Source organism: Zoogloea ramigera (assembly GCF_006539865.1).
In the GTDB taxonomy this organism is placed as follows: Bacteria; Pseudomonadota; Gammaproteobacteria; order Burkholderiales; family Rhodocyclaceae; genus Zoogloea; species Zoogloea ramigera.
The window spans coordinates 1-25,932 of the sequence record NZ_BJNV01000055.1; the positions used below are offsets into that span (position 1 = coordinate 1).

Sequence of the window (25,932 nt, forward strand, 5' to 3'; positions counted from 1 at the left end):
CGAGTTCGAGTAGTCAGCGAGTTCGAGTAGTCAGCGAGTTCGAGTAGTCAGCGAGTTCGAGTAGTCAGCGAGTTCGAGTAGTCAGCGAGTTCGCGATTTTGATCGGACCCTTCACGCAACGCCAAACAAGTTATTAGCTAGGCAAACGTATGGTGCCAAAGTGTCACCGTTTTGTCAATGTTGGTGGCCGTTTGACTCCGCAGTGCCTCGTTAGAGACTGTTGTGTCATCACATCTGCGCGAGATGTTTGAAGAGGGTGAAGGCAAACTCGTCGCCGTCCGCCGAGGTCATGTCCAGCACGTGCCGAATCGGATGCTGGAGCCTCAGGCACGGACTGACGAGGGAGGTAATTCACGTGCTTCCTCTCTACCGGCAAGGCCCGCTTCGAGGGGCGGTGCTGCACTGAGGTGGGGTTGCCGTCGTCCGGGGGGCAAGCGCCCTTCCCGAAAGATCCCCGCAGGTGAGCCCTTCAGCGAGGATGACGAAACAGGAGGGCGGTGAGAGCTGGCTCGGCAGACGATCATGACTGCCCGCCAGTTCGCCATCCACCCCTTTTACCTCAGGCCGAGTTCAGCCGCACATTCCCGATAATCGGCATCGGTCCCGGTCTTCCGTTTCTTCCTCCGCATCAAATCCCGCCAACCTGACAGATCGTCAAGAATATCGGCCATCATCTGCACGGGCGTCAGGTAGGCGTGATTGGTCCGCTCGACGAGTTCGGGAATCTTCAGCAGCTTCACGGTGGCTGGGTATCCCATCCTGACTGCCGTGTGAAGGGCGCTATTGCCCTCGGCGGTCGACACCCGGGTGAGGTCCGGGCCCCGAGCGAGAATGGCTGACACACAATCCGGCGATGCCCCTGTGACCGCCGAGTGGAGGGCCGTCCGGCCCAGGTAGTCCTGGATGTTCAGATCAGCCCCGGCTTCGAGAAGGACCTTCACCATCGGCAGGTCACCTCGATCTGCTGCCAGCATCAGCGCCGTCTGCCCTTTGAAATCCTGCAAGTTCGCCTGCTCAGGCCAATTGTCGATCAGCAGATAGATAGCCTGGCGCCGCTTGACGACGTGCGCCTTCATCTTGGCTACGTCTCCTTGAAGCTCCGCAGGCACCTGAACAGCCAGCTCCGGCAATTTATCTTCAAACGTATGAAGCATCTTCAGCCAGATCATCAGGACGCTATCGCCGCGCACATCCCTGAGCCGCTTCTTACAGAAGTTGCCGGCGTTGCGCTTCAACCAGACGCGCAGCCCCTCCCAGTCGGCACACTCGATCAAGCCCATGGTTTCGCCGATGATCTTGCGGGCCTGCTCCGCAGCTATTGGCCTCCTTGAGGAGTAAGAAGGATAGGGCCGGTAGAGCGTATCCCAGAAGTATTCGGCGGCTCCTGCCGCGACGTTCTCGAGGGATGCCTCTGCGCCCTCGATCATTCCATTCGCGAGCATGTGGCGGTAGGGCTTCTCGTGGTTGCCCGGAACGAGCCGGCTATCCGCCACTTCGATGGCCAGTAGATCCCGCGCGATTTCGCCACGCGACGGGCCAAACTGTTGGTCTGCCCCCGCGTCGAGCGCCTCACGGAAGAGTTTTTTGGCAGCTTCGAAATCATTGCGCGCGAGATGATGTTTGGCGCGGTACTGCAGCAGAACGGAGGCGTACGCCTCGCGGGCCGGGCTGGCCTCTGCCTCGGCAAGCAAGCTCTCGACATGCTGTTCGAGGTCTTTTGGCCGGTCGCGGCCCTCGGTGTCGAACGCCATGTGGAGGTCGATCAAGACAGCGCCTATTGCATGCCACGGCGTCGGTGCCAGTTCACGCATCCGCTTGGTGGCTACCGCACGGGCCTTGGGCGGCAGGCTTGCGGTTTGCGCCACCTGACTGACGACCCAGTAATCGTCTACAGACTGAAGAATGCGCCACGCCGACGAGCGGCGAATACGGTCCAGCACTTGTTCGACTTGCCGATCCTTCACCCGGTCGGAGGCGAGCTGTTGCAGTCGAGACGCGGCGATACGCGGCAGCTCCTTCTCGGTCACGGGCACCAGATCCGCCAGGGGCGCATCGGGCTCCAACTCTGCGAAACGCCGTGTCAGGAACCCACCCAGCTCTTGGTAGGCCGTGCCGAAACGGGACGGCAGGATCGAGAGGAACAGGGTGGCTGCGTCCAGAGGCGGGATCTGCGCTTCAAACCACTCGTTCTCTTCCTGCACGTTTGTGCCGTGTTTGTGGGCTTCAATCGTCAGGTTGAAGACTGCCTTGAAGAGCTCCAACAGTTGCAAGACCTTGTTGCGGTAAGGATCGGGGCAGGTCGCCTCCACCCCGGGGCACAGGAACTTGACCAGCCGCTCATAGCCGTCCTGCATCATGCGTGCGACGCGCAGCCGCTGGCGGACAATGTGCATCGCCGGTCTGGCATAGCGCGTGGCAAGGCGATCTACGAAGAGCTGCTGCTCATCGTCTGTCGCGGTTCCGGCGAGAATCGCTTCAAGCCGGCCAGGCTGGGTCATCGGGATCTGCGCTCTCAGTTGCTCGGCATCCATGCCTTTCTGCGCCACAAAAGCCAGTGCAGCCCCAAAACGCTCGGCATCCGTTAGCCCGGCTGCCGGTTCGAACGTGCCATCGAAACGCAGTGACGCATCATCCGGAAAGTACTTTTCGATCGACTTGGCATCCAACAGTGTCTCGCCGGCCTTCCAGTGGTAGAGCGAGCGCTCCATCGAGTCTTGGGCATCGGCACGCTTGGCCCGCGCTCCGCCGACATCCTTCTTGAGTTCATCCATGGGCAGGCCGACGAGATCCATCAGCCACGCCAGCACGTGCTGCACCGGCAAACTGACCCGCGTCCGGCTCTCGTCCAGCATGGGCAGGAACCAGAACTCTCCACCGGGCATGCCGGCGTCGAACGCTTGCCCCAGATTCCAGTTGGCGACCAACCTCCCCAGCGCAGGCGCATAGCTGTACGCGCTCATGTGCCATACAACCTGTTGCGGGCTCGCCTGGCAGGTCCAGATATTCTGAGCCAAGGCCTGATTGAAATTCACCCAGCTCAGAATGTTGAAGCTGACATCCCGTCGGGCTGCGGGATCCATCTCGAGGGCCTCGAAGATGGCATCGAGCTCGGCGGCCATCATTGCACGGTGAGTTGTGAGCAACAGACCGTAGGCGCGGAAATCCTCGTTCTTATCGGTGGAGTGACGGTTCTTGAGCCTAAGACTTTTCCGGATCTCCAGCAGGAGGGTTTCAAAATTCGGGATGGCTGCCATGATGAAGTTCGGGTTGGTTGATGACGTTGAGAAGTATGTCGGAGCTGTCTCCCTCGGGCCAGTGAAACGTCACGTCCCCCCCCTGTCGTCTGGTTGAGGTAGCCGAAGAGGCCCGGCACAGTGGGGCTTCGCTCATCACCGGAGTCTCGTCGTGACCCGCCACTCAGCCCCCGATAACGAACTCGTCATCAACTGGCACATCACCGAAGCCTGCAACTACCGCTGCCGTTACTGCTACGCAAAGTGGGACAAGGCAAGCAACCGACGCGAACTGATCCACGACCAGTCCCGCAGCACGAAGCTGCTGGAAGAACTGGCTGCCTTCTTCCGGCCGGGCAACTCGCGCAATCCACTGAATCAGGCACTGGATTGGAAATCCCTGCGCCTTAACCTCGCCGGCGGCGAACCCCTGCTGTACCGCCGGGAGGTGCTGCGCATCGCCAACGAGGCGCGCCGGCTGGGTTTTGCCGTCTCGATCATCACCAACGCCAGCCGCCTGGATCACGATCTGATGGGCGAGCTGGCGGGCCTGCTATCGGTGCTTGGGATCAGCATCGATTCGGCTGATGCTCTGCGAAACCAGCAAATCGGTAGGGAAGATCGGCACCGCCATCGCCTGGAGCCGACCGCGCTCACCCGGGTGATTGCCCTTGGCCGGCAGCTGAATCCGGCGCTGCGCCTCAAGATCAACACCGTCGTCAATGCCCTGAACCACCGTGAGGACATGGCGCCACTGCTCCGCACACTTGCCCCGGAAAAGTGGAAAGTCTTGCGGATGCTACCCAGCGTCACCGACGAACTTGCCGTCTCAACGATGCAATTCGATGCCTTCGTGAGTCGGCACCGCTCGGCTGACCTCCCCATGTATGTCGAAGACAACACCGACATGAGTGAGTCCTACATCATGATCGACCCGGATGGGCGCTTCTTTCAGAACTCTCCGACCCGTCGTGGTTACCACTACAGCCCGCCAATCCTGGATATCGGCGCAGCCGCAGCCTTCAGTCACATCCAGCTGTCTCCTGCCAGATATTTCCAACGCTACACGTTGGCGGAGGCTTTCGAATGAAGTACTCCGCCGCCAAGGAGATCAACGCCCTCGTCCAGAAGCTCGTCAAGGACGGCTGGACCTACTGGCGTGGCGGTAGGCATGGGCGACTACAGGCGCCATCGGGCCATCCAACCCTCACGATTGGCTGTACGCCGAGCGATCGGCGCGCATTCCAGAATTTCAGACGTGACTTACGAAATGCACTCTCGTTCCAGGAGACGGCCACAGGGACCCGGACGAAGCGACAACCCGTTCGTGGGGCGAGCGGATCGCCTCCTGCTCCTACGGCGCCAGCCTCTCCCGCTCCCAACGCCCATCCTCCTGCCGCCGGTAGGCGTAGCGATCATGCAGGCGCGAGGGGCGGCCCTGCCAGAATTCCCAGTAGTCCGGCGTGAGCCGGTAGCCGCCCCAGTGGGGTGGGCGGGGGGGCTTCAGGCCGAACTTGAGGCCGTATTCGGCGGCGCGGGCCACGATCACCGCGCGGTTGGCGATGGCTTCGCTCTGGGGCGAGGCCCAGGCGCCGATGCGGTGGGACAGCGGGCGGCTGGCGAAGTAGGCGTCGGATTCCTCGTCGGAAACCTTGCTGACCCGGCCTTCGATGCGCACCACGCGCTCCAGCTCGACCCAGTGGAATTGCAGCGCGGCGAAGGGGTGGGCCGCAAGCTCGGCGCCCTTGCGGCTGGCGTAGTTGGTGAACCAGACGATGCCCCGCTCGTTGTAGCCCTTGATGAGCACTGGCCGCGTGGACGGCCGGCCGTCGGCACCCACCGTGGCGACGGTCATCGCGTTGGGCTCGGGGAGGCCCTTGTCGAGGGCCTCGGCGAGCCAGGCGCCGAATTGGGCGAGGGGTTCGCCGGCCAGGTCGGCATCGTCGAGGCTGCCCTGCTCGTAGCTCTTGCGCAGGTCGGCGAGGGAGGTGTCCTTGCTCATCGGGGGGGCTCCGGGGAAGTGGATATTGGGTAGTTGGGAGTGGGAAATGGAGGGGTGGGTTTCCCACTCCCCAAATCAGATCACGCCGTCCGGCTGTTCGCCGCCCAGCACTTCGATCAGAGCCGGGATCAGGCGCGAGAGTTCGCCGCTCATCAGCGCGAAGTCGGCTTCCATCTGCATGTCGGCGGCGTCGGCCTGCTTTTCGGCTTCTTCCTTGATCACGTCGAGGAAGGCGACGCGCTTGATCTCCATCTTCTCGGTGAGGATGAAGCTCACGCGGTCGTCGAAGGTCATCGCCAGGCGGGTGGGCAGCTTGCCGGCGGCCAGGTGGTCCTGGATGTCCTGGCCGTCGAGGGCGTGGCGCACGTAGCGCACGGCGGCCTTCTCGTCGGTGACGGCGCGCAGCTCGCAGTCGAGATCGATGGTGAAGTTGCCGGTGGCTTCGTTGGCGGCCAGCCAGGCGGTCATCACCGACACCGGCGACTGCTGGGTCTTGACCATCTTCACCGGCAGCTCGTCGAGGCTGTCGCGCAGGGCGTCGAGGATCTCCTCGGCGCGGGCCGGGCTGGCGGCGTCGATCACCAGCCAGCCGCCCACCGGGTCGATCCAGGTGAACACCTTGCGGCGGCGCGTGAAGGCGCGGGGCAGCAGCTCCTGCAGCACGGCCTCCTTGATCTCCTTCATCTGCTTGCGGCCGGGCTTGAAGCCCTGCTGGGCCTCGATGGCCTCGGCCTTGTCGGCGGCGACCTCATTGACCACCGACGAGGGCAGCAGCTTCTGTTCGACGGCCAGCGCCACCAGGTAGTGGCCGCCCACGGCCAGTACGAAGCGGTCGTCCTTGGTGGGCGAGCTCCAGCCGCGGCTCGCCATGTCCTGGCTGCCGCAGGGCTGGAAGGGATGGGCGGCGAGCTTTTCCTGCAGCGTGTCGGCGGTGAGGCCCCAGTTTACGGGGAGGCGGTAGATCTGCAGATTCTTGAACCACATGGCTTGAAGCTTTCGTGCTGAGGGAAAAGAGGCGGCATTGTAGCGATTGCCGGGCCGGCCGCCAGCCCGGAAAAGCGGGGGCCTTCAGGCGCCCGTCGGCCAGCTGTTTTCGGCCATCACGCTGTCGATGGGCATGCGCTCGGCCCATTGTTCCATCTCGAGCATGGGCCGCGGGTAGAAGGCCTCGACGTGGCCGATGCACAGGATCGCCACCGGGCGGGCGCCGGCCGGCATGCCCAGCAGGCGGGCGAGCTCGACGGGGTCGAAGATCGACACCCAGCCCAGCCCGATGCCTTCGGCGCGGGCCGCCAGCCACATGTTCTGGATCGCGCAGGCCACCGAGGCGAGGTCCATCTCGGGCAGCGTGCGGCGGCCGAAGATGTGCTTCTCGCGCTCGTCGGCCAGCGCCACCACGACCACCTCGCCGGCGTCGAGCAGGCCTTCCACCTTCAGCCGCATGAAGTCGTCCTGGCGCTCGCCCAGCGCCTGGGCGGTGGCCTGGCGTTCGGTTTCTACCAGCGCGTGCATCTGCTCGCGCAGGGCCCGGCTCGTGACGCGGATGAAGCGCCACGGCTGCATGAAGCCGACGCTGGGCGCGTGGTGGGCGGCCCACAGCAGGCGCTGCAGCAGGGCCGGGGCGACGGGGTCGGGGCGGAAGTGGCGCATGTCGCGCCGCTCGGCGATGGCCCGGTAGACGGCGGCGATCTCCGGGTCGGAAAAGCGGTGGTCGGCCATGGCGTTAGCTGTGTTCGGACGGAGCCGGCAGTTTACTCGTCGAGCAGCCGCACGCGCACTTTCTTACCCTTGATCTTGCCGTCCTGCAGGCGCTTGAGGGCCTGGCGGGCGATGCCGCGCTCGACCGCCACGTAGGTGGATTGCTCGTTCACGTTGATCTTGCCGATCTGGCTGGAGGTGAAGCCGGCCTCGCCGGTGAGCGCGCCGAGCACGTCGCCGGGGCGGATCTTTTCTTTGCGCCCGCCGAGGATCTGTAGCGTGACCATCGGCGGCTGGGGTACCGGCTGGTCTTCGGCGTGGAGCTCGGCGAGGGATTCCCACTGGGGCTCGAAGCCGTTGGCGCGGGCGATGGCGGCGACGCGGTTTTTCTCGGAGGGGCCGACCAGGCTGAGCGCCCAGCCGTTCTCGTCGGCGCGGCCGGTGCGGCCGATACGGTGGACATGCACCTCGGGGTCGGGGGTCACGTCCACGTTGATCACCGCCTCGAGCTTGGCGATGTCGAGGCCGCGGGCGGCCACGTCGGTGGCCACCAGCACCGAGCAGCTGCGGTTGGCGAACTGCACCATCACCTGGTCGCGGTCGCGCTGGTCGAGCTCGCCGTGCAGCGCGAGCACGTGGAAGCCCTCGGCGTGGAGCACGTCGATGAGGTCGCGGCATTGCTGCTTGGTGTTGCAGAAGGCCAGGGTGCTCACCGGCCGGTAGTGGCGCAGCAGCAGGCCGACGGCGTGGAGGCGCTGGTCGTGGGCGACCTCATAGAAGCGCTGGCGGATCTTGTCGGCCTCGTGCTGGCCGGCCAGGGCGATCTCCTGGGGCTGGCGCATGAACTGGCGCGCCAGGCGCACCACGCCCTCGGGGTAGGTGGCCGAGAAGAGCAGGGTCTGGCGGGCTTTCGGGCAGGCCTTGGCGACGTAGGCGATGTCGTCGAAGAAGCCCATGTCGAGCATCCGGTCGGCCTCGTCGAGCACCAGCGTGGCGAGGGCGTCGAGCTGCAGGCTGCCGCGGGAGAGGTGGTCCATCAGCCGGCCCGGCGTGCCCACCACCACGTGGGCGCCGTGGGCGAGGCTGTCGGCCTGGGGGCGGATCGGGCTGCCGCCGCACAGGGTGAGCACCTTGATGTTCTCTTCGAAGCGGGCGAGGCGGCGGATCTCCTGGCTCACCTGCTCGGCGAGCTCGCGGGTCGGGCACAGCACCATCGCCTGTACCGCAAAGTTGCGCGGGTCGAGGCGCTGCAGCAGGGGCAGGCCGAAGGCGGCGGTCTTGCCGCTGCCGGTTTTGGCCTGGGCGATGAGGTCGTTGCCGGCTAGCGCCACCGGCAGGCTGGCGGCCTGGATCGGCGTCATCTGGTGGTAGCCGAGGCGGGCCAGGTTGGCCAGCACCGGGGCGGCCAGGCCGAGTTGTTCGAAGGGCGCGGCCACCACGGGGGCGGGCGGCGGGACGAAGGTGGCGTCGGCGGCGGGCGCCTCCGGCTGCAGGGGGGGAGTCGAGGTCATGCCGGATTATCCCCTCAACCGGGCCCTGCGGCCGCGACTGTTTTACGCGGACGGGGCCGGCGCGGTGGTGAAAAACGGGCCCCGGCCAGGCCTCAGCGCTGCAGTTCGCGCCGCCACTGCTCCCGTTCGCGGGCCAGGCGCTGCTGGATGCGGGCGTCTTCCTCGGCCTGCTCGCGGCGGGCCTGGGCTTCTTGCTGCTGGCGCTCCCAGTTGGCCTTCTGCTTGTCCATCGCCTCCTGCATGCGCAGCTCGTTGGAGACCTGGTCGGCGTAGTTCTTGCGCTCGCGGAGGGCGCGTTCGCGGGCGTATTCCTCCTGCTTCTTCGCCTGCTCCTTGCGCCGATCTTCTTCCAGCGCGCGGTTTTCTTCGCGCTGCAGCACCGAGTTGTGTTCAAGCTCGGCGATCTCCTTGTCGGTGAGGTCGCCGTAGGTCTGGCGGCGTTCGGCGTCGATGAGCCGTTGCTGGGCCTCGAGGGCCGCGTCGCCGCTGCCGGCAACCTGGCGGAAGGCAAACACCGAGAAGAAGATCTGCAGGATGAGGCCGACAATCATCAGCGAGCCGATCACGCCGAGCATGATGCGCAGCGGCGAGCGCTTGGCAGATTTCAGCTCTACTTCGATCACCGGCGGCAGAACCCCCAGCGGGGGGAGCTCGGCGGCCGGCGCAGCGGGGCTGGCCTCGGAGGCAGGGGGCTGGCCGGCAGCCGTGGCCAGCGCCTGGGCGGCTGCCAGGCCGGTGTCGTAGGCGAGGCGACGGCCGGGGTCGGAGAGGGTCCACCAGGCGCCCTTGATGGCCTGGATGCGCTGGTCTGCTTCGGCCCCCGACAGGCCGTGGATGCCATTCTGGTAATGACGCACCAGGCGCATGTGGGCGGCGTGGATGTCGCCCTCGCTCGCCGTGGGGGGCAAGCCGAGCACGTCATAGAGGGTGGCGGTGGCGTTCATCGGTGAAGGCACTGGCGACAGCGGGGCGCGGAAACGAAGTCTCACCGATTATAGAGACGGGTGCCCACAAAAAAGCGGGTGAAAGTCTCAGTCGACCGGGTTATGCATACGAAGCGCGCGTGTCATTTCAGCGCAGGGCAGGGGAATAAGCTGCCCCCGGCGGCCCGGGCAGGGGCCAGGCGTCAGGCGCCCCGGTCCTCGGCGATCCGTCCGTCCACCAGCTGCACCACCCGGTCGCAGCGGGCGGCCAGGCGGGGGTCGTGGGTGACGATGAGGCAGGCGCAGCGCGTGTCGCGGTTGAAGGCCCGGAGCAGCGCGAAGATGTCGTCGGCGGTGTGGGTGTCGAGGTTGCCGGTGGGCTCGTCGGCGAGGATCAGGCGCGGCTTGAGGGCCAGCGCGCGGGCGATGGCGACGCGCTGCTGCTGGCCGCCGGAGAGCTCGCCGGGCTTCTTGTGGGCGTGGGCCTTGAGGCCGACCGCGTCGAGCAGCTGCAGCGCGGTGGCCTCGGCCTCGTCGTCGGAGACGCCGCGGGCGATGATGGCCGGCAGGGTCACGTTCTCGAGGGCGCTGAAGGCCGGCAGCAGGTGGTGGAACTGGAACACGAAGCCGATGCTGCGCCCGCGAAGCGCGGTGATCTCGGCCTCGGAGAGGCTGGCGGTGTCGCGCCCGGCGATGCTGAGCCGCCCGCCGGTGGGCCGCTCGAGGAGGCCGATGATGTTGAGCAGGGTGCTCTTGCCGGAGCCCGACGGGCCGATCAGCGCGGCGAATTCGCCCTGCGCGAGGCTCAGGTCGAGGCCGTGCAGCACCTCGGTCTCGACCGGCGTGCCCACGTTGTAGGCCTTGGTGAGGCCTTCGAGCTGGATGACGGGGGCTTCGCTCATGAGCGGATCGCCTGCACCGGGTCCATGCGCGCGGCGCGGCGGGCCGGGATCAATGCCGAGGCGAGCCCGACCACGGTGGCGACGAGGGCCGCGGCGACGATGAAGCGCGGCTCGAGCTGGGCCGAGAACAGCGGCGTGCCGTCGGCGTTGCGGTAGATCGCCGAAAACACCTGTAGCAGCGTGAAGGCCAGCAGGCTGCCGAGCACCGAGCCGACCGCCCCCACCAGCGCACCCTGGATCAGGAACACCTGCAGGATCATGCCGCGGCTGGCGCCCATGGCGCGCAGGATGCCGATCTCCTTCTGCTTCTGGACGACGCTGACGACGAGCACGCTGGCGATACCCAGCGCCACGATGATGATCACGAAGCTGCGGATCAGGTTGTTCGACACCGTCTGGTTGCGCAGCGCGGCGAGCAGCTGGGCGTTGGTCTGCATCCAGCTGTCGACGGTGAGGCCGCTGGCGCCGCGCAGACGGTCGGCGACGGCCTGGGCGTCGAAGATGTCGGCCACCGTGAGGTCGAGGTTGGAGACGCCGCCGGGCAGGTCGAGCAGGCTCTGGGCCAGCGGCAGCGTCACGAAGACCCAGCGCCGGTTGAGGTCGCGGTTGCCGATGTCGAAGATGCCGCCCACCACCAGCAGCTCGTCGCGGCCGTTGGGCAGCACCACCCGCAGCTTGTCCTCGAGGCCGATGCCGAGGTCCTTGGCCAGCTCGCTGCCGATCACCGTGCGCGGGCCCTCGACGGCGAAGCGGCCGGCCAGCATGTATTCCTCCATCCGCACGATGCGCCGGTAGCGCTCGGCGTCGACGCCCATCAGCGCCACCGACTTGCTGGCCTGCCCGCGCAGCGCGAAGGCCGGGCCGGTGACCACCGGCGACACCGCGGTGACGCCCGGTGTGTCGGCGGCCAGGCGGGCGATGTTCTCCCACTGGTCAACCGAGCGCAGGCGCTGGGCGCGGGGCTCGATGATGCGGGCGAAACCCTCGTCGTCGATGGCCGGGCGGTTGGCCTCTTCGAGGGGGCGGATCACCACGTGGGCCTGGCTGCCCAGCACCCGGTCGATGATCTGCGCCTGCAGCTGGCTGATCAGCTGTGTCAGGAAGATGATCACCGCCACTCCGCCGGTGGTGCCGGCGAGGATCAGCAGGGTCTGCATCCGCCCCTCGCGCAGAAAGCGCAGCGCGACGAGGGGGGCGAAGGGGAGGCGGAGTTTCATGAGGGGCGGCCGGGCCTCACTTGGTCATGCCCTGGGGCACCTGCAGGCCGCCAACGCGCGGCGCTTTGGGCGGGCGGACGCGCACCTTGTCGCCATCCAGGGCGCCGGAGGCGGGCAGGATCGCCTGATCGCCCTCGGCGAGGCCCTCGACGATCTCCACCTTGCCGACGCCGGCGAGGCCCACACGCACCTCGCGGCGCTGGGCCGTGCCGCCATTGGCGACGAGCACCCACGGCTTGCCGCCGTCGGGCTCGCGCACCGCCTCGGTGGGCAGCACGAGGGTCGAATCCTTCCTGCCGGTGACGGTCTCCACCGAGATCGTCATGTCGGGGCGCAGGAAAGCCGGCGGTTTGGGCACCCGGAAGCGGATCTCCACGGTGCCGCGCAGCGGGTCGACGGCCGGGGCGAGGTAATAAAGCTCGGCCTCGAAGGGCTGGCCGGGCCAGGCGTCGGCCACCGCGCGGGCCATTTGGCCGGGCTTCAAGAGGCGCAGGTTTTTTTCGTCGACGGTGGCGTGGATGCGCGTCTCGCCGGCGTCGGCCAGCTCCAGCAGCACCTTGCCGGCGCTGGCCACGTCGCCGGGCTCGGCCTTGCGGGTCAGCACGGTGCCGGCGGATGGGGCGCTGAGGGTGAGCAGCGCGGCGCGGGCGCGGGCGTTGGCGAGCTGGGCGCGGGCCTGCTCGAGGCGCGCCCGGGCGGCTTCGCGTTCGGTGCCGCCGGGCTGCTGGGCGGCCAGCTGGGCGCGGGCGGCGCTGGCCGCGGCGACGGCGTTGGCCTGGTTGCGGGCCGCGTCGTCGGCCTTGGACTGGGCGTAGAAACCCTGGGCCACCAGCTGGCGGGCCCGCTCGGCCTCGGCGGCGGCCACCTTGAGGTTGGCTTCGGCCTGGGCGAGCTGCTGGGCGGCCACCGGCTGGCCGACCTTTTCGATCTGGACGAGCCGCGCCTCGGCCTCGGCCTGCGCGGCGGCAGCCTGGGCCACCAGCGCGGCGGCGTCGTCGGCGCGCAGGCGGGCCAGCAGCTGGCCGGGCTTCACCACGTCGCCCTCGCGCACCGTGACTTCCAGCACCGTGGCGGCCAGCGGGCTGCCGATGGCGATGCGCGCCGGCGTGGCGATGCGCCCGGTGGCCACCACCGACTGGGCCAGCGGCCCGCGGGCCACCGCCACCACGTCCACCTCACGCCCCTTCGGCCACAACAGCACCGCGGCCACCCCGCCGATGGCGAGGGCCGCGACGACCAGGCTGCGCGGCCTCACGCCGGTTCGGCCAGCAGCTGGGCGATGCGGGCGTGGAGCTTGTCGAAGTCGGGCTCGCCGAGGAACTTCTGGACCACCTGGCCGCGCTTGTCGATGAGGAAGGTGGTGGGCGTCAGGCGCACGTCGTCGAAGCCCTTGGCGGCCTCGCCGCTGGCATCCACCGCCACCTTGAAGGGCAGCGCGTTGTTGCGGGCGTAGTTGCGCACGTAGTCGGGCGGGTCGTAGCTCATGGCGATGGCGAGGGTCTCGAAGCCCTGGGCGGCGAACTTGTTGTGGGTGTCCACCAGCTTGGGCATCTCGGCCACGCAGGTGGTGCAGGTGGTGGCCCAGAAGTTAACCAGCACCACCTTGCCGCGCAGCGCCGAGAGGCGGCTGCTCTGGCCGTCGAGGGTGGTGAAGCTCACGTCCGGGGTGGCCGGCTGGCTGCAGCCGCCGACCAGTGCAACGAGGAGGAGCGGGGCCAGGAAGCGCGTGATAGCCTTGAGGAACATCGTTTTCTTACCGGAAAGAGAGGTTTGCCGTGCGTGCGATTCTGAGAGCTTTGCTGCTGCTTGTCATCTCCTGTCAGGCCTGGGCCGTGGGCCTCGCCGATCTCACCGACAAGGACGCCTCCGGCGGCCTGCGCGAGGCGCTGGTGCAGGGCGCTTCGAAAGCCGTCGGACAACTCGGCACCGACGGAGGTTTCCTCAACAACCCGAAAGTGAAGATCGGCCTGCCCGCCACCCTGGCGCCGGTGGAGGGCATGCTGCGCACCATGGGCCGCGGCAAGGACCTCGACGCCCTCGTCGACACCATGAACAAGGCCGCCGAGCAGGCCGTACCCAAGGCCAAGGTGCTGCTGGTGGATGCGGTGAAGAAGATGAGCGTGGACGACGCCAAGAAGATCCTCGCCGGTGGCGACGACGCGGCCACCCAGTACTTCAAGGACAAGACCTCGGCTCAGCTCGCCGAATCCTTCCTGCCCACCGTCAAGGCCACCACCGACAAGCTGGCCCTGGCCGACAAGTACAACAAGATCGCCAGCAAGGCCGGCAGCTTCGGGCTGGGCGGCGACGAGCTGAAGATCGAGAACTACGTGACCCGCAAGGCCCTCGACGGCCTGTTCCTGATGATCGCCGAGGAAGAGCGGGCGATCCGCAAGGACCCGCTAGGCACTGCCACCGGCCTCGCCAAGAAGGCCTTCGGCGCGCTTGGGCAGTAAGCCTTGAGCCCGCCCGCCGCAGGCTTCCCCCGCCTGCTGGCGCTGGGCGATGCCGCCTTCACCGTCGAGTTCGGCGGCGGCATCGCCCCCGAAATCCACGCCCGGGTGCTCGGCTTTGCCGCAGCGCTGGCCGATTGCGCCATCCCCGGCGTGATCGAGCGGGTGCCCACCTTCCGCTCGGTCACCGTGCATTTCGACCCCGACCTCATCGACCCGCCGCGCCTCGCCGCCGACCTGCTGGCGCTGGCCCAGGCGGGCCACGAGGCCGCCGCCAGCGGCCGGCGCTGGGTGCTGCCGGTGTGCTTCGACGACGCGCTGGCGCCGGATCTACCCGACGTCGCCGCCCACTGCGGCCTCGCCCGCGAGGCGGTGATCGAACGCCTCACCGCCACCGAATTCAGCGTTTACATGCTCGGCTTCCTGCCCGGCTTTGCCTACCTGGGCGGCCTGCCGGCGGCCCTCGAGATGCCGCGCCTCGCCACCCCGCGCACCCGCGTGCCGGCCGGCTCGCTGGCCATCGCCGGGCGCATGGCGGCCATCTACCCCTGGGACAGCCCGGGCGGCTGGCGGCTCGTCGGGCGCACCGGGGTAGGGCTGTTCGATGCCGGCAACGCCACCCGCCCGGCCCTGCTGGCGGCGGGCGACCGGGTGCGCTTCAGGGCCGTGGCCAGCCTCGCCGAGGCGGCCGAGATCACCGAGACCGTGCCGGAGCTGCCATGAGCGCCGCCCTCGAGATCGTCTCCGCCGGCCTCGGCGTGTCGGTGCAGGACGCCGGCCGGCCCGGCCACCGCAGCATCGGCGTACCGCTCTCCGGGGCCCTCGACCCGCTGCTGCTGGCCGCCGCCAACCACCTGGCCGGCAGCCTGGCGGGTGCGGCGGGGCTGGAGGTGCTGCTCGCCGGCCCCACGCTGCGTGCCACGGGCGGGCCGGTGTGCGTGGCGCTGGCGGGGGAACTCGCCGGGCGCATCGTTGGCGTGGGGGGTGACGTGCGGAGGCTCGCGGCCTGGTCGGCGGCGGTGCTGCAGCCGGGCGACAGCCTGCAGCTGGGCCGCCCGCAGGGCGTGGCCTACCTGGCGGTGGCCGGCGGCTTCCTCACCCCGCCCATGCTCGGCAGCCGCGCCACCTACGCCCGCGCCGGGCTGGGTGGCGTCGACGGGCGGGCCCTGGCGGCGGGCGTCCGACTGCCCTGCGCGCCCTTCGCCGGAGATCCGCAGCACGCCTTGCAGGCCGCGCCCCTGCTGCACCCGGGTGGCGCCATCCGGGTGATCCCCGGCCCCCAGGCCGACCACTTCACCCCCGCCGCCCTCGCCAGTTTTTACAGCGAGCCGTGGACGCTCACCCCCGCCCGCGACCGCATGGGCCTGCGCCTCGCCGGCCCGCGCCTGGTGCATGTGCCGGGCGGCGCCGATATCGTCTCGGACGGCGTCACCCCCGGCGCGATCCAGGTGCCCGCCGACGGCCAGCCCATCGTGCTGCTGGCCGACTGCCAGACCGTCGGCGGCTACCCCAAGATCGCCACCGTGATCCGCGCCGACCTCCCGCGCCTGGCCCACCTGCCGCCCGGCGCCGAGATCCGCTTTGTGGCCGTCGACGCCACCCATGCCGCAGAGGCTCGCGCCGCCCAGGCCCGCCTGCTCGCCGGCTGGCGAACCACCCTGCGCCCGGCCGTCCGGCATGGCGACATCCCCACCGAAACCCTCCTCGCCGCCAACCTCGCCGGCGCCGCGCTGCGCGGAGACGAGGAGGGCTGAGGGGCGGGGGCCCCGTCGCGGATGCCGCGACGAGCACGGTGCGCGATGCGGGGGTGTTATAGGGGCGACTTCAGTCGCCCTCAGCCGGCAAGACCAGGTCAGATCCTTGATTTGACCTCCGCGGGCGACTCAAGTCGCCCCCACATGTCCCCCCCATAAGTCACCGCTACAGCCCCAGCTTCTTGCGCGCGAGCCACCCCATCGAGCTTTCGCCAAGCTGAGACGGATAAATGCATATACCATGGCAGGCGCGCGCCGGAATCGCCACGTCATTGCGGCTGGCTCGGCGCGACATTCCAGAAACCGTCACACGGAGCCCGCCATGAAACAGAACCTGGTATCCCTCGTCTTCACCCCGGCCGAGATCGAGGATCTCAAGGCCGCCATCACCCGCATCGAGAAGTTCACCGAGTCCTTCGTCACCCTCACCCCCGACGAGCTGCGCCGCCTCGCCAAGCTGGGTGACGGCACCGAGCCCTTCTGCCGCCAGGCCACGGTCGTCTTCGAGCAATACCCCCACGCCTTCCCCCCCAGCTTCGACCTCGCCGAGATGCAGCGTGACCTGGCCACCTTCGACGCCCTGCGCGGCCCGCTGCTGCGCCTGCAGCAGCTCGTCTCGCGCTTCGACGACACCGTCACCGCCCTCGGCAGCGACGCGCTGGTGGCCGCCCTGGAGGGCTACCGCCACATGCAGAGCGACGGCAAGAGCGAGGGCCTCGCCGCGCTGAAGGACGCCTACCCGGCCCGCCGCCCGCGGATCGTCAAGAAGGACGCCGGCACTGCTTGAGCACCCCACCCACCCGGCCGGCGCCCGCCGGTCGGCCCACCGGGGCCGTGTCACGACAGCCCGCGCCCCGGCCCGCGCTGCCTCCCACCACCCCGCCGCAGCCCTGCCGGCTGCCCCCCTTGCCCTGCGCCCCGCCAGAAAAGGGTGTCGGCGACCCTCGGGAGGGTCGTGGATACCCTCCCGAGGGTGTCCACGCCCCAACGGAGCCCCGCCGCGACCCTCCGGAGGGTCGCCGAGACCCAAGGAAGGGGCGCGAACACCCTCCGGAGGGTATCCCCATACCCTTCGATGCCCCAGCGCGGGGCATCCGAGGGTCGGCGCGGGGCAAGGGAGGGTATCGAGATACCCTTTTGCGCCCCGTTTTGGGGCATCAAAGGGGCGCTGCGACCCTCGGGAGGGTGGCGGGATACCCTTTCATACCCCAAAGCGGGGCATTGGAGGGGGCGTAGAAGTCAGGCAGACAGGAGGCCGCTTGGGCGGGGCTTCTGCTTACATCACGCCGATCTGTTGGAAGTGCTGGATGACATTCCCCGACCTGAACCCGTTTGCGTGCACCCGGCAATCATGCCCCGCCGCGTCCCGGGCAAAGGGATCTCCCCCATGCTGCATCAGCAGTTCGACGGCCTCCGGGGTGTCGTTCTCGACCGCCAGCATCAGCGGCGTCCGCCCGGCGGCAGGGTAGGCATGGCTGGCGTTCGGGTTGGCTCCATGGGCCAGCAGGCTGCGGGCGATCTGGAGCTGTTTTTCAACGGTGTGGCGGCGGAGAAAGTCGTCGACGACCCGATCGGTAACGACCTTGAAGATCTCATGCCCGGCCGGATTGCGCATCGCATCGAACATCGATTGCTTGTCACCGAACACGCCCGCCACGCCCACGCCATATCGACGTAAGGTCTCACGCACCACCCCGTCACGATCGCCGCTGAGACTCTTGAGCACCATCGTCCGGATTGACTGGGCAGCCCGCTGGCCGCCCATGTTCCGGATGCATAGATAAAGCGGGGTCTGGTCATCGACATGGCCACGCAGATTGGGGTCAGCGCCCATTTCAAGGAGCTTCGCGACGACGTCGGGCTCACCGTAGTCGATCGCGCTGATCAAGGGCGTCAGCCGCTTCCTGGCAGTCCGCTGATTCAGGGTTTTGATGTTGTGCGGATGGGCGAGCAGCAGGTCGAGCACCTCGCGCTCGTTGCGGTCGGCGGCCCTCTGGATGGCGCCGAGCAAGGCCGAGCCATCCGAGTCGTCCAGAAGATCGACCGAGGCGCCTTTTTCGAGAAGTCTCCTTACGACGTCAACGGACCCGAACGACGCATGGCGCGACAGCTGGCTCCAGCGCCGGATCTGATTGTCGACGGTGCGAACGCCGACGCGCTGATCCGGCTTGCGGTAGTTCGGCGCCCGCTTGGCCAGGGATTCGGTGTCGTACATCAGGAAAGGCAGGGCACCCATTTTGTTTTTGGGCTGCTCCACCTCGACGAAGCGCCCTTGCGGGGGGAACAGATGGTGAAACTGTTTGCGAAGCTCTTCGAGCTCCCAATCTTCAACGGCTTTTTTCTCATCCATGGGCGTGGCCATCAGCTCCAGGGCGATGGCCCGATGCTTCAGCTGCTTTAGAAAAGGCTTGGCGTTGCCCAGGTAGCCGGCGAGTGCCATGGCCTCGCCAACGATCTCTTTCCACGTCGCGCCGGCCCGGTAATCCGAAAGGGCCACGGCCTGTCGGTAATGCTCAAGCGCCCTGTCGCATTGGCCGGAAAGAACATACCAGCGTCCCCGATACCATTCGAGCGCGTAACGGCTTCGGCCTTCCGGGTCGTGGGTGGCCAGTTGCCCCGCGAAGTCGGCCAGATCCGCCTCCGCTCGGGCGCGGTCGCCGTCGGCCTTGGGCTTCGTACGGCTCAGGCCGACGAAGAGTTTTCCAAAGGGCTCCTTGAGCATCTCCAGCTTCTTCCCCGCCTCGATGGCAGCCAGCGACAGGATCTTGCCGATGTCCCACTGCTGGTGCCCGTTACGGATATGCCGGTTCATGATCTGCCGGAGGTGCAAGGGGTTGGCTTCGCGTTCGAACCAGGTCAGGGCGCGGGCGAGGAGTAGCCACTTGCGAAGCCCGGGCACCTTCTTCCGCTGTGCATCGGTTCCATTCTTCGCCAAGGCGTCGAGGAAGAGCTTGAGGCTGCCGAGATCCGGCAACTGGGTGCCATTCGCCCAGCGCGTCACCTTTTCCCGGTTGTCGAGATCCGCTGTGTCCGGGAAGGCGGCCTTGCCGAGGGTGTGGCTGCCGTCGGCCCAGTCGAGGACGACTTCGAGCGGATATTTCTCCGGGTTGAGGAATGCGGCCGGATCGGGGGCGTCGTCGGTCCAGACCGCTTTGAGGATACCGATTGCCTGGAAGGCGAAGAAATGCTCGATCAGGATGGGCAAGGCCTCGTCCCGGCTCATGCCGTCCAGGGAAATCGTTGAGACGATCCTCAGGTAGCTGGCGTGAACATGCTTTATGAACTGATCCAGGTGGTGAATGAACTCGTCGTCTGCACCGTATTTGCGCAGGGGGGTGAGGATGAGAGCCTCCCGCAGGTCGGAGAGCAGGGACCAGTCGGAGTCTCCCTCCCTCGCCAGGCGCTCGACATCGCGGTTGTTGGACTTGGTGTCGAGCGCTTGTGCCAGGGCGCTGTAGAGCTCACCCAGGCGGGGGTAGGGGGGTGTTGCAGTGGTCGGTTGGATAGTCATGAGGGGTGCTCCAGTTTGCGGATGTCCCGCTGAAAGTTTCGTAGCGCTCGGTGATCACTGGGGGTGCAGGGCACCGGAATGCGTCGCCCCGAGGGCGATGTAAGCTTTCCATGCCTGCCGCCGCGACAGAACTGCCAACCCTGCTTTACCAGTGATCGTATGAAGATGGCAAAGTCCTTGTCTTTGCAGAATCTTAACGTCATTTTGTTTGCGCGTGGCCTGGACAGTCCTTGCCCTGCCCAGGCCGCTCCGATTACGGTTTCTTGGGGGTGGTGTTGTGCGCCGCGGTGCGCTGGGCGCGTGCCGCGAAACTCTGGGGGCTGACCTGGCCGCCAGCGCTGCGGGCTTCGGCCGACTGGATGCGGCTGGCTGCGCCTTGTGTCATCGGGGTGCGGGGGGTGGATGCGGACTTTTTGGACATGATTCAAATCTCCGGTTACGTTGCCACGTCGGCAACGGATTGCATCCTAGGAGTGAATCGCGCCTGGGTCTGCCGCGCAGTGCGTCAGGAATTTTTGAAAAATGCCCACGCGTGAAGAGGCGAGGCTGGTCCAGTCTCCCGCTCGTCCAGCGAGGCCTGTCGCGATCTGAGTAGGAGCCCCTCCCACCCCCAAAAAAAGCACCCCGCACACCATGGGTGTGCGGGGTGGAAGCGAGAGCGGTGTTGCGGCGGGAGGCGTTCCCGGGTGGTGCAGCTCGATCGTGTTGAGCACGAGCCCGGATTGTCGCCGTTATGCCTGGATTGATAAATGCGCTGGATTCGCCAACACTGTTTGCTTCATCCAAACAATTGAAGGCCCACCGTGGATCGTTTCCAGGCCATGCGCCTGTTCACCCGCATCGTCGAGCTGGGTAGTTTCAGCCGGGCTGCCGAGAACCTGGGGCTGCCGCGGGCGTCGGCGACGCAGATCATCAAGCAGCTCGAGGCCCACCTGGGGGTGCGCCTGCTCCAGCGCACCACCCGCCAGGTGCGCACCACCCTCGACGGGGATGGCTATTACCAGCGCTGCGTGGCGATCCTGGCCGACATGGACGAGATGGAGTCGTCCTTCTCGCAGGCGGCCGGGCAGCCGCGGGGGCGCATCAAGGTGGATCTGTCGGTGTCCTTCGGGCGGCTGGTGATGATCCCGGCGCTGCCGGATTTCTGCGCCCGTTACCCGCAGATCCAGGTGGATGTGAGCGTCACCGACCGCCAGATCGACCTGATCCGCGAGGGCGTCGATTGCGTGCTGCGGATCGGCGAGCTGCGCGACTCGTCGCTGGTGGCGCGCCGCCTTACGGTGCTGCCCCAGGTGTGCTGCGTGAGCCGCGCCTACCTGGCCCGCCACGGCACGCCGCAGGTGCTGGACGATCTGGCCGGCCACCGGGCGGTGGATTACCAGTCGGCCTCCACCGGCAAGTCGATCCCCTTCGAGTTCACCGTCGATGGCCGGGTCGAGGCGCGCAGCCTGCCCTACACGGTGGCGGTGAATAACGGCGACGCCTACGTGGCGGCCTGCGAGGCGGGCTTCGGGATCGTCCAGGTGCCGGCCTACCACGTCACCCGCCAGCTGGCGGCGGGCACGCTGGTGGAGGTGCTGGCGGGCTTCCGTGCGCCGCCGCTGCCGCTCACCGTGCTCTACCCGCAAAACCGCCACCTGTCGCCGCGGGTGCGGGTGTTCATCGACTGGCTGGCCGAATTGTTCGCCGAGCCCAAACTGTGATGTGCGCGGGGCGTGGTTTATCGCCGGCGCGGCGGCCCCTAGAATGGCGCTTTGCCGCACTGCGGCATGGCCTCCTTCTGCCCGCGGAGCCCCCGTGTTAGAAATCCTCGCCATCACCGGCCCCATCTTCCTCCTCATCGGCACCGGCTTCGCCGCGGTGCGTTCCGGCCTGCTGGAGCGGGCCGGCATCCGGCCGCTGGGCACCTTCGTGGTCAATTTCGCGTTGCCGGCGATGCTCTTCAAGACCATGGCCGAGCGCCGCCTCGACGAGGCGCTGCACTGGGACATGGTCATCGCCTACGGCCTGGGTTCGCTGCTGATGGTGGCGCTGACGCTGGCCTTCACGCGCTTCGTGCAGCGCCGCGACCTGCTCACCGGCGCGGTGTTCTCGATGGGCACGGCGATGGCCAACAGCAGCTTCGTCGGCTTCCCGATCGCGCTGCAGCTCTTCGGGCCGCAGGCCGGGGCGGCGCTGGCGGCCTACGCGGTGGTCGAGAGCGTGGTGATGTTCCCGCTCCTCTACGTGCTGGGCGACGCCGCGGCGAGCGGGCGCCAGCCGCTGCCGGTGCTGCTCCGCAGCATCGTCGAGCGGCTGGTCAAGAACCCCTTTTTGCTGAGCCTCGCGGCGGGGGCGGCGTGGGCGGCCGGCGGGGTGGCGCTGCCGGCACCGATCGGCCGGGCGGTGGGGATGCTGGCGTCCACCTCGGCGCCGGTGGCGCTGTTCTGCATCGGTGGCACCCTGGCCGGGCTCAGCCTGAAGGGCATGGGCAGCGACCTCGGGCTGCTGGTGGCTGGCAAGCTGCTGGTGCACCCGCTGGCGGTGTTCGTGGCGATGCAGGCCTTCCCGGTCGCCGACCCGCAGATGAAGACCGCGGTCCTCCTCAACGCGGCGATGCCGATGATGAGCATGTACCCCATCCTCGGCCTGCGCTACGGCCGCGAGGGGATCTGCGCGGCGGCGGTGTTCGCGGCCACGCTGTGCTCGTTCTTCACGATCAGTGCGGCGCTGTGGCTGATCGGCGTGGGAGCCGGCTGATGCGCTTTGCCGAGCCCCTCGTCGAAGGCCGCCTGGTGCGCCGCTACCAGCGCTTTCTGGCGGACGTGGACACCGCCGCCGGCCGCGTCACCGCCCATTGCCCCAACACCGGCTCGATGCTGGGCTGCGCCGAGCCGGGGATGCGGGTGTGGCTGTCGCCGGCCAGCAACCCGGCGCGCAAGCTGGCCTGGACCTGGGAACTCGTCGAGGCGCTGCCCGGGGTGGTGGTGGGGATGCACACCGGGCGCAGCAACGGGCTGGTGCGCGAGGCCATCGAGGCTGGCCGGGTGGCGGAGCTGGCCGGCTACGCGGTGATCCGCCCCGAGGTGAAGTACGGCGCGGGCAGCCGCATCGACTTCCTGCTGCAGTCCCCGGGCCGGGCCGACTGCTACCTGGAGGTGAAGAACGTCACCGCCGCGGTGGAGGGCGGCGTGGGCTGGTTTCCGGATGCCGTCACCACCCGCGGCACGAAGCACCTGAACGAGATGGCCGCGATGGTCGGCGCCGGCCACCGGGCGGTGCTGGTGTTCTGCGTGCAGCGGGGCGACGTGGACGCGGTGCGCCCCGCCGGGCATATCGACCCGGCCTACGCCCGCGCCTTCGACGAGGCCCGCGCCGCCGGCGTCGAGGTGATCGCCCTGGGGGCCGAGGTGTCGCCGGCGGGCATCGCGCTGACGCGGCGGCTGGAGGTGGGCTGAGGCGGGCCCCCGGTTTTCCACAATAGGGCCGTCCCCAATGGGGACGCACACAATTTCGGCCCTCCGGTGATGGCGCCAAGATACGCGCCATCAATACAAAACCGGAGACAAGCCGTCATGAAGAAGCCGTTCTACAAGGTGCTGTACGTGCAGGTGCTGTTCGCCATCGCCTGCGGCGTGCTGCTGGGGTATTTCGAGCCCAAGCTGGGGGTCGATCTGAAGCCCCTGGGTGACGGCTTCATCAAGCTGGTCAAGATGATCATCGCGCCGGTGATCTTCTGCACCGTGGTGCACGGCATCGCCGGCATGCAGGACATGAAGAAGGTTGGCCGGGTGGGCGGCAAGGCGCTGCTGTACTTCGAGCTGGTGTCCACGCTGGCGCTGGTGATCGGCCTCCTGGTGGCCAACATCGCCAAGCCGGGCGCAGGCTTCAACGCTGATCTTTCCACCCTCGACACCAAGGCCATCGATGGTTTCACGGCCAAGGCCCACGCCCAGTCGACGGTGGACTTCATCCTCAACATCATCCCCAACACCTTCATCGACGCCTTCGCCAAGGGCGACATCCTGCAGGTGCTGCTGATCGCCATTCTGTTCGGCTTCTCGCTGGCGGCGATGGGCGAGAAGGGCAAGCCGGTGTTCGACTTCGTCGAGCAGGTCTCCCACGTGCTGTTCGGCATCGTCAATAGCGTGATGAAGCTCGCCCCGCTGGGTGCCTTCGGCGCGATGGCGTTCACGATCGGCAAGTACGGTGTGGGTTCGCTGGTGCCGATGGCCAAGCTGATGGGCGCCTTCTACCTCACCTGCGGCCTGTTCATCTTTGTGGTGCTCGGCGCCATCGCCCGCTACACCGGCTTCTCCATCGTCAAGTTCATCAAGTACATCCGCGAAGAGCTGCTGATCGTGCTGGGCACCAGCTCGTCGGAGTCGGCCCTGCCCAAGCTGATGAACAAGCTCGAGAAGATGGGCTGCTCCCGTTCGGTGGTGGGCCTGGTGGTGCCCACCGGCTACTCCTTCAATCTCGACGGCACCAACATCTACATGACGATGGCGGCGCTCTTCATCGCCCAGGCCACCAACACCGAGCTCACCCTGATGCAGGAGCTGACCATCGTCGGCGTGGCGATGCTGACCTCGAAGGGTGCCAGCGGCATCACCGGCGCCGGCTTCATCACCCTGGCCTCGACGCTGGCGGTGGTGCCGAGCATTCCCATCGCCGGCATGGCGCTGATCCTCGGCATCGACCGCTTCATGAGCGAGGCCCGCGCGCTGACCAACATCATCGGCAACGCGGTGGCCACGGTAGTGGTGTCGCGCTCCGAGAACGAGCTCGACATGGAGCAGATGCGGCTGGCCCTGAACAGCGAGGTTCGCGACCCGCTGCCGCTGAACACCCGCCCGGCCCCCGCGGCCGACTGAGCTCCACCCTCCGGCCCCGGCCGGAGCGCGACCCCCACGGGCCGGCGTGACGCATGTCACGTCGGCCCGTAGTCCTTTTGGCATTCGGTGAAAATGCCCACAGAATCAGGGCTGCGGGCCATTGGCCGAAGCGGCCCGGCCGGTCACAATACATACAATCTTACATATTCTGGGTCGGCCTCCCGTTGCGGGGCCGGCGTTTCCACTCTCGGATGATCGATGACACCCGGGCCGCGGCCATGGAATGGCTCCGCCGCCTGCCTCTTCTTGTCGGCTTCATTGGGCTCTACGTGGCACTCGATGCGGCCAGTTTCATCCACCCGCTCCACGGCCTCAACATCACCCCGTGGAACCCGGCGCCGGCCCTGGGGCTGGTGCTGGTCGTCCGCCTGGGCCGGATCGCCTGGCTGCCGCTGACCATCGCGGTCGTCGTTGCCGAGCTGGCCATGCGCCGCGGCGGCCTGCCGACCTGGCAGGCGCTGGTGCCGGCGCTGGTGCTGGCCGGGGGTTACTTCCTGCTTGGCCGGCTGCTGGCCCGCCGGCTGGCCGCCGCGTCCCTGCTCAACGACCGGCGCACGCTTTTTGCATGGTGGTGGCGGGTGGCGGTGGGCACCTTTCTCATCAGCGTGGTCTACCTATTTGCGCTGCGGGTGGTGGGGCTGCTGCCCCCGGCCCGCTGGTGGATCGGCCTGCTGCGCTTCTGGGTGGGCGACGGGGTCGGCATCTCGATCATGATGCCGCTGATGTGGTGGCTTACCAGCCCGCGGGCCCGCGGCCTCTTGCGCCGCACCGTGGCGCGGCCCGAAAGCCTGGGCTACTTGCTGCTGGCCGGCGTCACCCTGTGGGTCGCCTTCGGGCTCGGCGGCCACAACGGCTTCAAGCTCTTCTACCTGCTCTTCCTGCCCGTGGTGTGGGCGGCGGCGCGCCAGGGCATGGCCGGGGCCATCGTGTGTGCGGCCTTCGTGCAGGTCGGCATCATCGTGGCGATGCGCCTGCTGCACTACAACGCGGTGTCGGTGGCCGAGCTGCAGATTCTGGCGATGGCGATCGCGATGGTGGGTTTCTTCGTGGCGGCGGCGGTGGATGAACAGCGCCGCACCGGCCAGGAGCTGCGCCAGAGCCTGCGCCTGGCCGCCGCCGGCGAGATGGCCGCGACTCTGACCCACGAGCTCCACCACCCGCTGACCGCGCTCAGCGCCTATGCCGGCGCCTGCGAGCAGCTGCTCGAGCGGGGCGAGGTGGGCGAGCGCCTGCATTCGGCGATCCGCTGCGTGGTGCGCGAATCGGCGCGCACCAGCGAGGTCGTGCATCGCCTGCAGGGCTTCTTCCGCAGCGGTTCGCCGGAGCTCGAGAGCGTGAGCCTGGGCGAGCTGGTCGACAGCGCCGCCGCGCCCTACCGGCTGCGGGCGGAGCGCAGCGGCATCCGCCTGCGCATCGCCACCATGCCCGACCTGACGCTGCGGGTCGACCGCCTGCAGGTCGAGGTGGTGCTGCGCAGCCTGCTCGGCTTCGCCTTCGACGCCGTCTCCGACAGCCCGCGCCAGCCGCGGCGGATCTGGGTGGCGGCCTGGAAGGACGGCCACGACCGGGTCTGCCTGCGCATCGAGGATTCCGGCTCGGGGCTCACCCCCGACCAGGTGCTGCACCTCTTCGAGCCCATCGCGCCGTCCGGCTCGGGCAAGCGCCAGTCGGGGCTGGCGATCAGCCGGGCCATCGTGCACTCCCACGGTGGCCGCCTGTGGGCCGAGACGTCCAACCACGGCGTGCTCAAGTGCGAGCTGCCGATCGAGCGCCACACCGTCGCCCCCGCTCCGGTGGCACCGAACGAAGCCGCCCCGGCGGTCTCCTGAGCGTCCCCAGGGCCGGGCTCCG

At 67.9% G+C, this 25,932-nt stretch carries 22 protein-coding genes; 10 read left to right on the forward strand and 12 right to left on the reverse strand.

Annotation, left to right across the window (positions count from 1 at the left end; all coding sequences use genetic code 11):
* Positions 1 to 554 precede the first annotated feature (554 nt).
* Positions 555 to 3,254, reverse strand: a complete 2,700-nt coding sequence (locus ZRA01_RS14760; protein WP_141353538.1) for an ankyrin repeat domain-containing protein — start codon at positions 3,252 to 3,254, stop codon at positions 555 to 557.
* A gap of 151 nt (positions 3,255 to 3,405) precedes the next feature.
* On the opposite strand from ZRA01_RS14760, the gene ZRA01_RS14765 reads away from it, so the two are divergent.
* A complete protein-coding gene (locus tag ZRA01_RS14765; RefSeq protein WP_141353540.1) occupies positions 3,406 to 4,323 on the forward strand; it encodes a viperin family antiviral radical SAM protein in 918 nt (305 codons plus the stop codon).
* A gap of 264 nt (positions 4,324 to 4,587) precedes the next feature.
* On the opposite strand, the gene pdxH is transcribed toward ZRA01_RS14765, so the two are convergent.
* The 9 genes from pdxH to ZRA01_RS14815 form a co-directional block, all read right to left on the reverse strand.
* On the reverse strand, positions 4,588 to 5,235 hold the full coding sequence (gene pdxH / locus ZRA01_RS14775) for a pyridoxamine 5'-phosphate oxidase (protein ID WP_141353542.1): 648 nt from the start codon (positions 5,233 to 5,235) through the stop codon (positions 4,588 to 4,590).
* A 75-nt stretch (positions 5,236 to 5,310) separates the two neighbouring features.
* Entirely contained in the window at positions 5,311 to 6,219 is a 909-nt protein-coding gene (locus ZRA01_RS14780) for a recombination-associated protein RdgC (RefSeq protein ID WP_141353544.1), read from the reverse strand.
* 84 nt (positions 6,220 to 6,303) lie between these two features.
* Positions 6,304 to 6,954: a 5,6-dimethylbenzimidazole synthase gene (gene bluB, locus ZRA01_RS14785; protein ID WP_141353546.1), complete on the reverse strand. Its 651-nt coding sequence runs from the start codon at positions 6,952 to 6,954 to the stop codon at positions 6,304 to 6,306.
* Positions 6,955 to 6,986: 32 nt separating this feature from the next.
* The gene (gene dbpA, locus ZRA01_RS14790) at positions 6,987 to 8,444 is read right to left on the reverse strand and encodes an ATP-dependent RNA helicase DbpA (RefSeq protein WP_141353548.1); all 1,458 of its coding nucleotides are present in this window, start codon (positions 8,442 to 8,444) and stop codon (positions 6,987 to 6,989) included.
* 92 nt (positions 8,445 to 8,536) lie between these two features.
* On the reverse strand, positions 8,537 to 9,388 hold the full coding sequence (locus ZRA01_RS14795) for a J domain-containing protein (protein WP_141353550.1): 852 nt from the start codon (positions 9,386 to 9,388) through the stop codon (positions 8,537 to 8,539).
* 182 nt (positions 9,389 to 9,570) lie between these two features.
* The gene (locus tag ZRA01_RS14800; RefSeq protein ID WP_141353552.1) at positions 9,571 to 10,269 is read right to left on the reverse strand and encodes an ABC transporter ATP-binding protein; all 699 of its coding nucleotides are present in this window, start codon (positions 10,267 to 10,269) and stop codon (positions 9,571 to 9,573) included.
* A complete protein-coding gene (locus tag ZRA01_RS14805; protein WP_141353554.1) occupies positions 10,266 to 11,486 on the reverse strand; it encodes an ABC transporter permease in 1,221 nt (406 codons plus the stop codon). Before ZRA01_RS14805 ends, ZRA01_RS14800 begins: the two co-directional genes overlap by 4 nt.
* A 16-nt stretch (positions 11,487 to 11,502) precedes the next feature.
* A complete protein-coding gene (locus ZRA01_RS14810) occupies positions 11,503 to 12,741 on the reverse strand; it encodes an efflux RND transporter periplasmic adaptor subunit (RefSeq protein ID WP_141353556.1) in 1,239 nt (412 codons plus the stop codon).
* Positions 12,738 to 13,232 (reverse strand): peroxiredoxin family protein, encoded by a 495-nt coding sequence (locus ZRA01_RS14815; RefSeq protein ID WP_141353558.1) that lies wholly within the window; start codon positions 13,230 to 13,232, stop codon positions 12,738 to 12,740. Before ZRA01_RS14815 ends, ZRA01_RS14810 begins: the two co-directional genes overlap by 4 nt.
* 29 nt (positions 13,233 to 13,261) lie before the next feature.
* On the opposite strand from ZRA01_RS14815, the gene ZRA01_RS14820 reads away from it, so the two are divergent.
* The 4 genes from ZRA01_RS14820 (at position 13,262) to ZRA01_RS14835 (ending at position 16,480) form a co-directional block, all read left to right on the forward strand.
* Positions 13,262 to 13,942 carry a DUF4197 domain-containing protein gene (locus ZRA01_RS14820; protein ID WP_141353560.1) on the forward strand — a complete coding sequence of 227 codons (681 nt, stop codon included), beginning with the start codon at positions 13,262 to 13,264 and terminating at the stop codon, positions 13,940 to 13,942.
* Between the two features lie 3 nt (positions 13,943 to 13,945).
* The gene (gene pxpB / locus ZRA01_RS14825) at positions 13,946 to 14,662 is read left to right on the forward strand and encodes a 5-oxoprolinase subunit PxpB (protein ID WP_141353562.1); all 717 of its coding nucleotides are present in this window, start codon (positions 13,946 to 13,948) and stop codon (positions 14,660 to 14,662) included.
* Positions 14,659 to 15,693, forward strand: coding sequence for a 5-oxoprolinase subunit C family protein (locus ZRA01_RS14830; RefSeq protein WP_141353564.1), 1,035 nt, complete (start codon positions 14,659 to 14,661; stop codon positions 15,691 to 15,693). Before pxpB ends, ZRA01_RS14830 begins: the two co-directional genes overlap by 4 nt.
* A gap of 322 nt (positions 15,694 to 16,015) precedes the next feature.
* Positions 16,016 to 16,480: a hypothetical protein gene (locus tag ZRA01_RS14835; protein WP_141353566.1), complete on the forward strand. Its 465-nt coding sequence runs from the start codon at positions 16,016 to 16,018 to the stop codon at positions 16,478 to 16,480.
* Positions 16,481 to 16,969: 489 nt separating this feature from the next.
* Here the strand turns inward: ZRA01_RS14835 and ZRA01_RS14840 are convergent, their stop codons facing one another.
* Positions 16,970 to 19,204 (reverse strand): ankyrin repeat domain-containing protein, encoded by a 2,235-nt coding sequence (locus tag ZRA01_RS14840; protein ID WP_141353568.1) that lies wholly within the window; start codon positions 19,202 to 19,204, stop codon positions 16,970 to 16,972.
* 253 nt (positions 19,205 to 19,457) lie between these two features.
* Entirely contained in the window at positions 19,458 to 19,625 is a 168-nt protein-coding gene (locus ZRA01_RS14850; protein ID WP_141353572.1) for a hypothetical protein, read from the reverse strand.
* A 382-nt stretch (positions 19,626 to 20,007) separates the two neighbouring features.
* On the opposite strand from ZRA01_RS14850, the gene ZRA01_RS14855 reads away from it, so the two are divergent.
* From ZRA01_RS14855 to ZRA01_RS14875, 5 genes are all read left to right on the forward strand, one after another.
* The gene (locus tag ZRA01_RS14855; protein WP_141353574.1) at positions 20,008 to 20,907 is read left to right on the forward strand and encodes a LysR family transcriptional regulator; all 900 of its coding nucleotides are present in this window, start codon (positions 20,008 to 20,010) and stop codon (positions 20,905 to 20,907) included.
* Between the two features lie 94 nt (positions 20,908 to 21,001).
* Entirely contained in the window at positions 21,002 to 21,943 is a 942-nt protein-coding gene (locus tag ZRA01_RS14860; RefSeq protein WP_170182984.1) for an AEC family transporter, read from the forward strand.
* Positions 21,943 to 22,641 carry a DNA/RNA nuclease SfsA gene (sfsA, locus tag ZRA01_RS14865; RefSeq protein WP_141353578.1) on the forward strand — a complete coding sequence of 233 codons (699 nt, stop codon included), beginning with the start codon at positions 21,943 to 21,945 and terminating at the stop codon, positions 22,639 to 22,641. Before ZRA01_RS14860 ends, sfsA begins: the two co-directional genes overlap by 1 nt.
* A gap of 117 nt (positions 22,642 to 22,758) precedes the next feature.
* Positions 22,759 to 24,060 (forward strand): dicarboxylate/amino acid:cation symporter, encoded by a 1,302-nt coding sequence (locus ZRA01_RS14870; protein WP_141353579.1) that lies wholly within the window; start codon positions 22,759 to 22,761, stop codon positions 24,058 to 24,060.
* A 212-nt stretch (positions 24,061 to 24,272) separates the two neighbouring features.
* Positions 24,273 to 25,910 (forward strand): ATP-binding protein, encoded by a 1,638-nt coding sequence (locus ZRA01_RS14875; protein ID WP_170182985.1) that lies wholly within the window; start codon positions 24,273 to 24,275, stop codon positions 25,908 to 25,910.
* Positions 25,911 to 25,932 lie beyond the last annotated feature (22 nt).